Genomic DNA, 13,507 nt, shown 5'->3' on the forward strand with positions numbered 1-13,507 from the left:
TACTCTTCTGATATTTCAACACCGGGCTTAATACAAAAGTCTATGTATTACTACATGAGCTGTTTTAACTGGGACGAATATCTAAATAATATAAGCAAACTTTATTACGAAAAATACAGCTTGGCAAAGAAGCTAATAGAAGAAAATTTAAGTGAAAAATTGAAGGTCAGAAATGCTGTAGGAGGTATTAATTTCTTTTTAGAGCTTCCAAGGGGATATTCAGCTAATGATTTTTACAATTTTATCTTGGAAAAAGGTGTTATAATTACACCTGGAACTTATTTCTTTGATAATATAATGGATGATAGATATTTTAGAATAAATGTGGCAAATGCATCTTTAGATGATATTAGGGAAGGAATATCTATAATAAGTGAGAATTTAGATGCCTTTTTCAGTAACTATAAAGAGAGAAATAATTTAAGAAGTAATAAAATATTTTATTAGTAGAAATATTATAATAAAATAAAAAATTAAGTAAAGGAGATGCCAAAGACGAGATTTTATGGGTATTTGGCGAGAATAAATATGTTTGATCAAAAGAAAATAGATAGAATTAACGAGCTTGCAAGAAAAAATAAAACAGAAGAAGGTTTAACACCAGAAGAAATAAAAGAAAGAGATGTTTTAAGAAAAGAGTACTTAGCTAACTTTAGAGCTAATTTTAGAGCTAGACTAGAAAATATAGAAGTAGTGTCACCAGAAGAATACGAAAGACGTATGAAGGCAAAGAAAAAGAACTAGAAATTTATTCAGTAAATGGGGGAATTTGAGATGGAACTTAAATACGAGCTACGAAATGGATGGAAAGTCATAGATGAAATGGACAATATGAAAAATGTCATGCAGTATTCTGATGAATATATGGATTTCCTAAACGAGGGAAAAACAGAGAGAAGATGTGTCAAAGAAATAGAAAGCTTAGCTATAAAAAAAGGATTTAAACCACTAGAAGAGTTAAGTGAAGTAAAGCCTGGAGACAAGATATACTGTATAAATAGAAATAAAAATATAGCTTTATTTATAATAGGTAAAAATAACATAGAAAAAGGATTGAGAATAATAGGAAGTCATATAGATTCACCTAGATTAGATTTAAAACCAAATCCACTATACGAAGACGACAGTATGGGATACTTTAAAACTCACTACTACGGTGGAATAAAAAAATACCAATGGGTTACAATACCTCTTGCACTTTATGGTGTAATCGTATTAAAGGATGGAAGAAGTGTTGAAATAAGTATAGGAGACGAAGAAAACGACCCTGTATTCTGCGTGACAGATTTACTTCCTCATCTAGCAGCTAAGCAAAAACAAAAAACTCTAGCAGATGGTATAGAGGGAGAAGACCTAAATGTATTAATAGGAAGTATTCCAGATGAAAAGGAAGAAAAAGAAAAGGTTAAAGCTAATATCTTAAAATTACTAAATTCAAAATACAATTTAGTAGAAGAGGATTTTATAAGTGCAGAAATCGAAGTTGTTCCGGCTGGCAAAGCTAGAAATGTTGGATTTGACAGCTCTATGATATTATCTTATGGACACGACGACAGAGTTTGTTCATTTGCAGCTGTAAAGGCAATACTTGATACTGAAAATCCAGAATATACAGTATCAGCATTTTGTGCAGACAAAGAAGAAACTGGTTCTAATGGTAATACAGGTATGCATTCGAGATTTTACGAAAATACAGTTGCAGAATTAATAAACCTACAAACAGATTACTCTGATTTAAAATTGAGAAGAGCATTTTCAAATTCTAAGGTTTTATCAGCTGATGTAAATGCAGGATACGATCCAAACTACTCTTCTGTATACGAAAAAAATAACTCTTGTCATGTGGGATGTGGAGTATGCATATCTAAGTACACAGGAGCAAGGGGCAAAAGCGGCACAAGTGATGCAAATGCTGAATTTGTCGGCGAAATAAGAAGCATATTTAACGAAGCAAATGTAGTATGGCAAAGCGGTGAATTAGGTAAGGTCGACGAAGGTGGAGGCGGAACTATAGCTTACATCTTAGCTAATTACGATGCACAGGTTTTAGACTGTGGAGTCGGAGTTTTAAGCATGCATGCACCTTATGAAATAATATCAAAGGCTGACATATTTGAAATGTACAGAGGATATAAAGCATTTTTTAATAAATAGAAATGATATGTTTATATAAAAAAACGGCGTTTTTAACGTCGTTTTTTTGTTTTTATTTTTTCTATTGTTTTGTAAATACAATTTTTATTTTAACAAATGATATAAATTTTAGACTTTATATGGATAAAACCCATTATATATTACAAAGTTGTTGATTTATAGAGTGGATTTAGTATATTATTAAAATAAGGGATTAGTTACAAAATTTTAATTTAAAATAAATATTTATATGACAAAAATATTACAAGTGTTTAAAAAATGTTTTTTTAATGCGAAAGTATGTATAATATAAATAAATTGTATATATGTTGTACCTATAAAATGAAAGGAGGGCTAGCATATGAGAATTATAAAAAATTTAATTTTGCCGATAATAATATTGACATTCTTAGTTGGATGTTCAAATTCAGATATAAATTCTAAAAAACCTTCAAAGGAAGCTATAGAAAAAAACACGATGACAAAGGTGCAAAACGATGTAAATGTGATTATGGATAAAGATTACGACTATGTTTTGAAAAATATGGGTAATCCTTATAGTACAGTGTATTCATTAAAGGTAGATGATATCGATGTCTTTAAGGATTTAGAAAAAATGAAAAATGTAGAGAATGTAGAGGTTTTAAGCAAGGGTCTAGTATATCCTAAATACACTTCAGATTATAAATTTTCTGGAAGTGCAATTTATATAGGATTGAAGGATGATAAAGTGAATAGAGTTGAGACCTGCGATTTTAAAAATTTTGATATATCACAAGTAAAAGATAAAAATGCCAATGTTGCAATTTTAAAATATCAAGAGTATGATAGTTTAAACAGTCAAAGTATAGATGAGGATAGCCTGGAAAGATATATAGGTGAAGATAAAAGCAGCATATCGAATATAACTAAGCATAAACAATGTCAATATAGTATTTATGCGGATATAGAAGAAAATGTTAATATAGAAGCTTACCATATGGAGGACGGCCAATTTCTTATAGTAGTATTTGAGGACAATTCGATTGAATTTATAGACAAAACAAATTTTTCAAATCTATTGTCTACTCTAGAAAAAGAAATGAATTAGAAATTTAAAAGGATGGGGGTGTCGCAAAATAGAATAAAATCTATTTTGTGTACATCCTCTTTTTTTTGACAACACATAATTAATTTTATATGATATACTTAAAAATGTTTAAAAAAAATAAAATATTAGTGCCCAAAATTTATATTAAAAATAATAAATTGTTTTGATGATTGTTTATACATCAAAAAAAGGAGACGTATATTATGAGTAGTAATAAAAAGGTAGATCTTGAAGAGGAAATAATAAAAAAATCTTTTAACCTTTTTTTAGTTAATGGATATGAAAAAACTACTATAAGACAAATTGCAGATGCAGTTGGAATTGGTAGAGGTCATTTATACTATTATTTTAAAAAGAAAGAAGATATTTTGCTTTTTATCTATAAGAAAATATTGAACAAGATTTACGAGTTAATAAGTAACCACGATATGAATGATACAGAGCTTTTGTTAAATTACGCTATAACACAATGTCTGTATACTTATACTATAGTTAAATATGAAAATTTATTTAGAATATATATAGAAGCATCAAAGGTTCCTGTTATTAAAAAGGAATATGTAAACATATTGATAGACTTATTTAAGAAAAAAGCTACAGAAACTCATTATAAAGTCGATGAAAAAGATATCTATATAAGTGTCGCTGTAGGTTGTGCAGGAGAAGAGGAGCTACTTAGAAGATATTATAATAAGGATATAGAATTGGATATAGAGGATATCATAAAATCAGTAATATCAACTAGATTGATTCTATTAAATATTATCGAGAAAAAGGAAGTAGATGAGATTGTAAACAATGCAATAAATATAGCAAATAAATTGGATATAGATGGCTTTTTAGATAGCTTTGATATATTTTTGCATAAGATTTAAGAGGTGTTTTATGGACAAAATTATTTTTGTAGTTATTTGTATTCTTATAGCTTTTTATTTTTTTATAAAATACAATGTGAATACATTAGAGACAAAAGAATATATAATCCAAAATGAGAAAATTCCAAAGGAGTTCGACGGATACAGTATAGTTCAAGTATCTGATTTACACAGCAAGTCTTTTGGAAAAAACAACGAAAGATTATTAAAAAAAATATCGGAATTAAAGCCAGAGATAGTTGTAATTACAGGTGATTTAGTCGATGGAGAAAATAATAATTACGATGTAGCATTGGACTTTATGGCAAAGCTTGTAGAATCATATAGAGTTTACTATATAATTGGCAATCACGAGCAAAAGTCTTTAATTAAAAAATACAAAGAGGAATACAAAGAAATGTATTTCAAAAGATTACACGAAATGAACTTTGCAAACTTAGACAATGCAAAGGTTGAAATATAAAGAGGAAGCTCTGTAATAAATCTATATGGTTTGACAGTTCCATATAGTTGTTATAAGTATTTATTTGAAAGAGGAGAAAATACCGATATAGATAGAAACTTTTTGGTCGAATCTCTGGGAAACCCAGATAGAAACCAGTACAATATCCTGTTATCACATACGCCTTTTTATTTTGAAGAATACGAAAAATGGGGTGCGGATTTAAGTCTATGTGGACATGTACATGGAGGAATAATCAGATTGCCTTTTGTAGGTGGTTTATTGTCACCAAATAGAGAATTTCTACCCAAATACGATTTAGGGGAATATGTAAAAAATAAATCCACTATGATAGTCAGTAAGGGACTTGGAGGTTCAAAGGTATTAATTAGAATAAACTGCAAGCCAGAGGTTGTAAATATAAAATTAAAGCATCGATAGTGGATAATTAAAAATAGAAAAATAAATAATTATATAGAGTAGAGTACCAAATAGATTTATTTTATTAGGTGCTCTTTTTTTGTATTACTGTTAAATAAAGTTTACAAAAAATAGCATGAAAATCTATTGACATTTTTTTGGGCACGCCCTATAATCTAGGTATAAATATTTGGGCACGCCTAAAAATGGAGGGAGATTTTTATGGAAAGGATATCTAAAGCGATAGCCAAAAATAGTAAAGCAATTTTACTATTAGCAATAATTTTATTAGTTCCAGCAGTTTTTGGGTTTATAAAAACTGATGTAAACTACGATATATTAAGTTATTTGCCAGAAGAAACATCTACAATGCAGGCAGAGAAAATTTTAAAGGATGAATTTGGATGTGGATCTGTAGCGATGTTGATTGTCGAGGATATGCAAGACAAAGACGTAGCTGAAATCAAAGATAAGGTAGCAAAATTAGACGGAGTTAAAAAAACTCTTTGGGTTGATGATTTTGTAGATTTATCAGTTCCAAAGGAAATACTACCAAAGGATATGACAGATTTACTTTACAACGGAGATAAGTCTACTATGATAATAGTAATGCTTAAAGAAGGAACTGCGACTTTGACCACTCAAAATACAGTAGAGCAAATTAGAAAAATAGTGGGAGAGCAAGGCTTCTTAAGTGGTATGAGTGGTATTATAAAGGATACTAAGGACTGTGCAGATGGTGAAATGCCGTTGTACGTAGTAATAGCTGCAATACTTACTTTAATAGTTTTATTATTTACAATGGAATCAACAGTTGTACCGTTTATATTCTTACTAAGTATTGGTATGGCGGTATTGTATAATTTCGGATCAAATATAATATTTGGAGAAATTTCGTATATAACTAAAGCACTAGCTGCAGTATTACAGCTTGGAGTAACAATGGACTATTCGATATTCTTGCTCCACAGATATGACGAAGAATTACTCCAAACTAGTGACAGAATAGAGGCTATGTCGAGGGCGATACAAAATACTTTTGTATCAGTAGTCGGTAGTTCAACTACTACTGTAGCAGGTTTCTTAGCACTTTGTGTTATGGATTTATCATTAGGAATGGATATGGGACTTGTAATGGCAAAAGGAGTTATAATAGGAGTTTTATGCACAGTAACTATTTTACCATCATTGATATTGATATTTGATAAACCAATACACAAATATACACATAAAACAATATTGCCAGCATTTAAGAAAGCTTCTAATTTTATAGTTAAACATTACAAGAAATTGGCGATATTATTTGTATTGATACTTATACCAGCGTTTATCGGTAATAACAACGCAGAGGTTTACTATAATTTAGATGAATCTCTACCAGATGATTTTCCATCAATAATAGCGACTAATAAGATGAAAGATGACTACAACATGGAAAGTACAGATTTCATATTGATAAGCGACGAGTTAGAGCCATATCAAGTCACTTCTATGATTAAAGAGCTTGAAAAGGTAGAAGGGGTAAACTCAGTAATAGGACTTGAAAAATATATAGGACCTGCAATAAGCCAAGAGATGATACCAGAAGATCTTTTGAGTGAGTTAAAAACAGGTGGATATGAAGAATTAATGTTAAATTCAAAATACAGAGCAGCATCAGATGAATGCAATGCTCAATTGACAGAAATTGAAAATATAGTTCATAAATACGATAAGGAAGGTCTTGTAGGTGGAGAAGCTCCTCTTACAAAGGATTTAATAAGAATTGCGGATTCTGATTTCAAGAAGGTAAGTGCAGTTTCAATACTAGCTATATTTGTGATAATAGCTATAGTATTTAAATCAATATCTCTACCGGTTGTGTTAGTAGCAGCAATTGAATGTGCTATATTTGCAAACCTAGGTATACCTTATTATACAGGAAAGGTAGAACCATTCATAGCATCTATAGTTTTAGGAACTATCCAACTAGGGGCGACAGTTGATTATGCTATACTTATGACTTCTAGATTTAAAGAAGAGCTAGATTATACAGATGATAAGTTTGAAGCTATGAAGTCAGCGATACAACACTGTGGTGGTTCAATAATGACAAGTGCATTATCATTCTTCTCAGCTACTATAGGTGTAGGTGTTATGTCAAAATTAGAGCTTATAGGTTCTCTATGTAGCTTGATGTCAAGAGGTGCAATAATAAGTATGTTTATGATTATATTCATATTGCCAGCATTATTGCTTGTATTTGAACCTATTATAAGAAAAACTAGTAAAAATTTTGAAAATAAAATAAAAGCAGTTAATTAGATAAAAAATAATTATTATTAGAAAAATTGTAAAGAGACCATTAAATAATGGAGGGAGATCAATCATGAAAAAGAAATCAATAGCTATGGCAACAGCAGCTTTAGTCGCAGCAAATAGTGCATGTGTATTTGCACAAAGTGATAACAAGGTAACTAAGGATGAAACAGTATATTCGATATTAGATGAAAATGGAGATGCAATCAAAAATATTGTATCTGATTGGATAAAAAGTGATACATCATTAGGTAGTATAAAAGACGTAAGTAAATTGACAAATATAAAAAATATAAAGGGCGATGAACAACCTACAATAAGTGGAAACGACGTTAGATGGAATGTAAGCGGAGATGATTTATATTATCAAGGTGAAACAAATGAAAGACTACCAATAGATGTAAATATAAAATATGAATTAAACGGAAAAGAAGTAAATCCTAAAGAAGTAAAAGGTCAAAGTGGTAGCTTTAAAATAACTATAAAATTAAAAAACAACATAAAAAAGACTGTCACAATAGATGGAGAAAAAAGAGTAATATATACACCATTTTTAGCAGCTGGTGAAATAGCTCTAGATAGAGATAATTTCAAGGATATAGAAACTAGTACAGGTGTAATGCTAGATGAAGGTAGCAATGCATCTATAACATTTGTATCATTACCAGGACTTAGTGAATCCTTAGATTTAAGCAAGGATATGAACGATTACTTAAATTTAAAGGATGAAATAGTTATAACAGGTAATACAACTAATTTTCAAATTCCGACTATAATGTTTGCAGTTACTAGCGATATAACTGGAACATTAGAGGATATAGATGAAGATATGGACTTTGGCGAATTAAAGGATTCTTTAGATCAATTGCAACAAGGTGGGGCAGACTTAGTAGATGGAGCAAAACAAGTTGCAGATGGAACTGAAACTTTAAATTTAAATTACAGTAAATTTGATAGTGGAGTAAAAACATTAGATAGCGGCATAGGAACATTAAAAAACGGAGCTGATACATTAGCAAATAGCTTGCCAACATTGAATAATGGAGCATTGAGCTTGACAAGTGGGTTAAAACAAATAAACGATGGTCAACAAACTTTAAACTCAGGAATATCTGAATATACAAGTAGTGCCGATAAATTAGATGCAGCTTATTCACAAATAAATTCAGGAATAAGCTCATTAGATAGTGGAATAAGCTCGTTAGATAGTGGGGCAAAAACACTTACAGATAACTTACCAACATTAGATAATGGTGCAAATTCTTTAAATAGTGGACTTAAGGAATTGAGCTCATCACAAACAAAATTTGCAAATGGTGTACAAAGCTATGTAAGTAATGCAAATAAATTAGATCAATCATACGACACTATAGACAACGGTATATCTTCTGCATACAGTGGAGCTAAGAGCTTAAATAGTGGCTTAAATCAATTAGGAGATGGAGTAGATAGCTTGATAAGCTCTACAGATAAGGTAGATTCATTGGCTGACTCAGTATCTCAAGTATCTTCGAAGTTATCATCATCAGATAACAGCGAGCTAAAAGTGCAAATAGAAGCTTTAGCTCAAAAGGCAGCAGCAGATGGAGATAGCGAGCTTGCAGATCAAATAGTTAGGTTAGGTCAAAGCTTACAAGAACAATCTAAGGATTTAGATAAGGCAGCATCTAGCTTAGATCAAATAAGTGCTGGACTTAAAACTGTAGCATCTAAACAAGAAGAAGGGTTAAAATCAGTTAAAGTAGGCATAAATTCGGCTTCTGACGGTGCATCTAGCTTAAAATCAGGATTATCACAGCTTAAAGATGGTTCATCACAATTTAGCTCTAAATTAGGTGAATTTGCAGGAGCTGGAACTACACTTAACGATTCTTCAAGTAAATTAGCAGCTGCTACAGACAGCGCATATGCAGGAAGTAAACAATTATCAGAAGGAACAGGAAAACTAGTATCAGGGGCAAGTACTCTAACAAGTGGAGTAGCTGAGCTTAAAAATGGTTCATCACAATTAGCGAGTGGTTCACAAACATTTGGTACAAATTTAAGTCAATTTGCAAAAGCAGGCTCACAATTAAAATCAGGAAGTGCTACATTGTCATCAGCTACAAATAGTGCGTATGCAGGAAGCAAACAATTGTCAGAAGGAACAGGAAAACTAGTATCAGGAGCAATTACTCTAACAAGTGGAGTAGCTAAGCTTAAGAGTGGTTCATCAGAATTAAGTACAAATTCTACAAAAATAAAAGATGGTATATCTACATTAGCAGATGGTACTGACCAATTATACGATGGAGCTGTTAAATTAAAAACAGAAGGCTTAGATGAATTAAACGACCAAGGCGATAAATTAATATCAGAACTAGACAACGTAATGGATGTAAAGGACGAATTAGTAAGTGCAGCAGAAGACTACAATAACTTCTCAGGAATTGACAATAATATGGACGGTAAGGTTAGATTTGTATTAAAGGTTCAAGAATCAGAAGATAGTACTCAAGAACAAAATACTGATAAAAAAGAAACTCAAAATAATGGAGAAGAAAAACAAGGTTTCTTTGATTGGATAAAGGGATTATTCAATAAATAGATACATTAAAAATAACAAATTATTGTTTTTCTCAAATACAATAAAAATTGGAGATGGTTTATATCATCTCTAATTTTTTGCAATTTATTACTTTTTAGATAAATATAGCGCATTTATTATTCAAAGTATTTCAAATATATTGCTTAATTTTATAAGCAAAAATAAATTTTATATAAAAAAAAATAATATTATTGACTATTATAAATATTAATATTATAGTATACTTATGTAAATATAATGGAATAATTGTCTAAAAATATAAGAATATGGATAATTATCAGAATTAGGAGGGAAAGAATTTGATACAAAGCAATCTTACTATAATTGTAATTTTCGTTTTATATCTAGTTATGATGCTATTAATTGGACTTATGGCGTACAAGAAAACTAGTAATACAGAAGATTACTTTTTAGGTGGAAGAAAATTAGGAAGCTGGGTAGTATCTCTTAGTGCACAGGCGTCTGATATGAGTGGATGGATGTTAATGGGGCTACCAGGAGCAGCATATCTTGCAGGACTAGAAGCAGGATGGATAGCAGTAGGATTAACAATAGGGACTTATTTTAACTGGAAATTAGTTGCTAAAAGACTTAGAAATTATACTGAAGTATGTGATGCAATAACAATTCCACAATTTTTAGGAAAAAGATACAGGGATGACCAAAATATCATTAGAATTGTAAGTTCATTATTTATATTAATATTCTTCTTAGTGTATACTGCATCTGCATTTGTTTCTGGAGGAAAATTATTCTCAACAGTATTTGGTATCGACTATACAGTGGCATTATTGATATGTGCATTGGTTGTTGTATCTTATACTTTTGCAGGTGGATTTTTCGCTGTGTGTTGGACTGATTTAGTTCAAGGTATACTTATGTTCGTGGCTATAGTAATAGTTCCATGTGCTGCAGTAGTTAGCATGGGAGGTATAGATGCTACATTAGCTAGAATTGAAGCAGTAAATGTAAATATGTTAAATCCATTTATAACACTTGATGGATCATCTATTGCACTTATAAGTGTAGTGTCATCACTTGCTTGGGGGCTTGGATATTTTGGACAACCTCATATATTAGTTAGATTTATGGGTATAAAGGACGCTAAAAGTGTTAAAAAATCAAGAATAATAGCAATGGTTTGGGTAATATTCTCTCTTGCTGCAGCTACTTTAGTTGGTATGCTAGGTAGAGTATTTTTAACTGAGGACTTAAGCAATACATCTGGAGAAACTGTTTATATACTAATGGTTATGAAAATATTCCCAATTATTATAGCGGCAGTATTCTTAGCAGCTATACTTGCAGCTGTAATGAGTACAGCCGATTCTCAACTTTTAGTTACAGCTTCAGCAATAACTGAAGATTTTTATAAGGCTAAATTTAGAAAAAATGCTAGTGATAGAGAATTAATGGCAGTCAGTCGTTTGACAGTTGTTGTGGTATCTATAATAGCTGTAATTATAGCTTTAAATCCAAACAACACAGTTTTAGGACTTGTTGAAAATGCTTGGGCAGGATTTGGGGCTACATTTGGTCCAATAATGATATTCTCTCTATTCTGGAAGAGAACTACTAAAAAAGGTGCAATCGCTGGTTTATTAACAGGTGGTGTAACTGCTATAATCTGGAGAAATTTAGGCGCTATGTACGGAGGAATATTCAGTCTATATGAAATAGTTCCTGGATTTATATTATCAGCAATAGTAATTTACATAGTAAGTAAATTAGATAAAGAACCTTCAAAAGAAATTCAAGCTGAATTCGATAAGGTTCATCAAATGAATCAAAATTGTTAGTTAAAATTTTATATTAAAGCATTTAAAAGCATTGTCAGAATCATTTACATTATCTGGCGATGCTTTTTTAATATAAAACAGATTATATTTTAGAGGTGATTTTATGAGTTTAGGTTTTGATAATGAAGGAAAGTATATTTTTGTAAAGGACAAATATTTTGAAGCAGTTAAAAAAAGCCAAGGTAAAATTACATCTGTTGAGAAGAGCTTTGGAGCTAAATACGACGGAAAGAGAGTCAAGGTTGTAAATGAAAATAGTGGTTTAGTAGATGGTCAGTATTATGTAAATTGTTCTTGGTGTGAAAAAGTAGATTAATAAAAAATTAAGCGAGAGTTATATTACGACTCTCGCTTAATTTTTAGAATATATGTTAATTTTTTCTTGTATTAGATTTCATATTAGACATGGAATCATCGAAAAATTTGGCAATGAAATAAAATAATATAAATGTAACTATTAATACAATTATAAGCAATATTTCAGTCATATTAATGCCCCCTAACACAGAAAAAATGCTTTATTAATTTAAAAATAAGTAGCTAGAATCTTGAAGATTTAAATTAATAATATTATTTGTGATAATTCTAACAAAAATAATATTAAATTTGTATTAACAAAAAAATATAGATATAAAGATTGTATAAAGATGTAAAAGGGTATGTGTAATCTTTATACAATCTTTATACAAATTAGATTTTATTTATATTTTCTTAATTTAGAATTTCATATAATAGTTATGATTGGAATTTTATGTAATGATTATAATTTGGTTAAATAATTAAAAATTAGAAGCTTAATTTATAATTTACAAGCGAGATTATTGGGAGGAATAATATGGATTTTTTTACTAAGAAAATGAGTGAAATTTCACCAATGAAGAAAATTTTAGCTGGATATTGCTTGATTATATTAATAGGAGCTTTATTATTAATGTTGCCTATTGCAACTAGAGCAGGGCAAAGAACCTCGTTTTTAGACTGTTTTTTTACAGCTACATCAGCTACTTGTGTTACAGGACTTATAAGATTTGATACATATACATACTGGTCTTTATTTGGACAAATTGTAATTTTATTATTAATACAAATTGGAGGTATTGGATTTGTAACATTTGCTATAAGTATAATTTCTATTACAGGTGCCAAGATAGGTATGAATTCTAGATATGCTATGCAGGAATCAATTGCAGCGCCGCAAATGGGTGGTATTATTAGAATGACAAAATTTATAATTCGTGGAAGCTTTATATTAGAATTAGGCGGTGCTTTGCTTTTAAGCTTTTATTTTTGTCCTAGGTTAGGGCTTTTAAAGGGATTATATTTTTCTGTATTTCATTCAATATCTGCATTTTGTAATGCTGGATTTGATCTTATGGGAAATTATACAGAGTTTTCATCTTTAACTAGTGTCTATGACAATTGGTATTTTAATATTATAATTATGGCACTTATAGTAATAGGTGGGTTAGGTTTTTTTGTATGGAAGGATCTAGTGGATAAAAAACTAAAATTTAAAAAATATAAATTGCATACAAAGATAGTCGTTAGTGTAACTGTCTTCTTAATTTTATCTGGTGCGTTACTTATATTTATTATTGAAAATAATAATGTAGTTTTTGAAGAAAAAAGCTTGCCTGAAAAGATTTTAATGTCGCTTTTTCAATCAGTAACTACTAGAACAGCAGGGTTTAATACGATGGATTTAGCAGCTATGAAGGAATCTAGCTTATTTTTAATGATATGTCTTATGTTAATTGGAGGTTCAACAGGTTCTACAGCTGGAGGTATAAAAACTACTACATTTGCCGTCTTGACATTGAGTATATTATCAACATTTAGAAGAAAAAAAGAAGTAGAGTGTTT

At 30.1% G+C, this 13,507-nt stretch carries 11 protein-coding genes and 1 pseudogene; all 12 read left to right on the forward strand.

Going from position 1 to position 13,507, the window contains the following annotated elements:
* A pseudogene (locus SPD90_RS10890) lies at positions 1-447 on the forward strand (PLP-dependent aminotransferase family protein); the annotation flags it as partial.
* Positions 448-528: 81 nt separating this feature from the next.
* On the forward strand, positions 529-744 hold the full coding sequence (locus SPD90_RS10895; RefSeq protein ID WP_320624337.1) for a DUF896 domain-containing protein: 216 nt from the start codon (positions 529-531) through the stop codon (positions 742-744).
* A 30-nt stretch (positions 745-774) separates the two neighbouring features.
* Positions 775-2,154 (forward strand): aminopeptidase, encoded by a 1,380-nt coding sequence (locus SPD90_RS10900; RefSeq protein ID WP_320925240.1) that lies wholly within the window; start codon positions 775-777, stop codon positions 2,152-2,154.
* 340 nt (positions 2,155-2,494) lie between these two features.
* Positions 2,495-3,223 (forward strand): hypothetical protein, encoded by a 729-nt coding sequence (locus SPD90_RS10905; RefSeq protein WP_320925241.1) that lies wholly within the window; start codon positions 2,495-2,497, stop codon positions 3,221-3,223.
* 203 nt (positions 3,224-3,426) lie between these two features.
* Positions 3,427-4,098, forward strand: a complete 672-nt coding sequence (locus SPD90_RS10910) for a TetR/AcrR family transcriptional regulator (RefSeq protein ID WP_320925242.1) — start codon at positions 3,427-3,429, stop codon at positions 4,096-4,098.
* 10 nt (positions 4,099-4,108) lie between these two features.
* On the forward strand, positions 4,109-4,561 hold the full coding sequence (locus tag SPD90_RS10915) for a metallophosphoesterase (RefSeq protein ID WP_320925243.1): 453 nt from the start codon (positions 4,109-4,111) through the stop codon (positions 4,559-4,561).
* 30 nt (positions 4,562-4,591) lie between these two features.
* On the forward strand, positions 4,592-4,981 hold the full coding sequence (locus SPD90_RS10920; RefSeq protein ID WP_320925244.1) for a hypothetical protein: 390 nt from the start codon (positions 4,592-4,594) through the stop codon (positions 4,979-4,981).
* Between the two features lie 201 nt (positions 4,982-5,182).
* Entirely contained in the window at positions 5,183-7,264 is a 2,082-nt protein-coding gene (locus tag SPD90_RS10925; RefSeq protein ID WP_320925245.1) for an efflux RND transporter permease subunit, read from the forward strand.
* Between the two features lie 64 nt (positions 7,265-7,328).
* The gene (locus tag SPD90_RS10930) at positions 7,329-9,845 is read left to right on the forward strand and encodes a hypothetical protein (RefSeq protein ID WP_320925246.1); all 2,517 of its coding nucleotides are present in this window, start codon (positions 7,329-7,331) and stop codon (positions 9,843-9,845) included.
* Between the two features lie 299 nt (positions 9,846-10,144).
* The gene (gene putP, locus SPD90_RS10935; protein ID WP_331680568.1) at positions 10,145-11,644 is read left to right on the forward strand and encodes a sodium/proline symporter PutP; all 1,500 of its coding nucleotides are present in this window, start codon (positions 10,145-10,147) and stop codon (positions 11,642-11,644) included.
* 103 nt (positions 11,645-11,747) lie between these two features.
* Positions 11,748-11,960 carry a hypothetical protein gene (locus tag SPD90_RS10940; RefSeq protein WP_320627135.1) on the forward strand — a complete coding sequence of 71 codons (213 nt, stop codon included), beginning with the start codon at positions 11,748-11,750 and terminating at the stop codon, positions 11,958-11,960.
* Between the two features lie 519 nt (positions 11,961-12,479).
* Positions 12,480-13,507: TrkH family potassium uptake protein (locus SPD90_RS10945; protein ID WP_320925247.1), on the forward strand; the 1,028-nt coding region annotated here is incomplete at its 3' end.

It is taken from the genome of Intestinibacter sp. (assembly GCF_034113885.1).
In the GTDB taxonomy this organism is placed as follows: domain Bacteria; phylum Bacillota; class Clostridia; order Peptostreptococcales; family Peptostreptococcaceae; genus Intestinibacter.

Bases quoted from the DNA above. Each gene is read 5' to 3' on its own strand.
- SPD90_RS10900 (WP_320925240.1), top strand. From the start codon at position 775: ATGGAACTTAAATACGAGCTACGAAATGGATGGAAAGTCATAGATGAA.
- SPD90_RS10895 (WP_320624337.1), top strand. From the start codon at position 529: ATGTTTGATCAAAAGAAAATAGATAGAATTAACGAGCTTGCAAGAAAA.
- SPD90_RS10905 (WP_320925241.1), top strand. From the start codon at position 2,495: ATGAGAATTATAAAAAATTTAATTTTGCCGATAATAATATTGACATTC.
- SPD90_RS10940 (WP_320627135.1), top strand. From the start codon at position 11,748: ATGAGTTTAGGTTTTGATAATGAAGGAAAGTATATTTTTGTAAAGGAC.
- SPD90_RS10930 (WP_320925246.1), top strand. From the start codon at position 7,329: ATGAAAAAGAAATCAATAGCTATGGCAACAGCAGCTTTAGTCGCAGCA.
- SPD90_RS10910 (WP_320925242.1), top strand. From the start codon at position 3,427: ATGAGTAGTAATAAAAAGGTAGATCTTGAAGAGGAAATAATAAAAAAA.
- SPD90_RS10925 (WP_320925245.1), top strand. From the start codon at position 5,183: ATGGAAAGGATATCTAAAGCGATAGCCAAAAATAGTAAAGCAATTTTA.
- SPD90_RS10915 (WP_320925243.1), top strand. From the start codon at position 4,109: ATGGACAAAATTATTTTTGTAGTTATTTGTATTCTTATAGCTTTTTAT.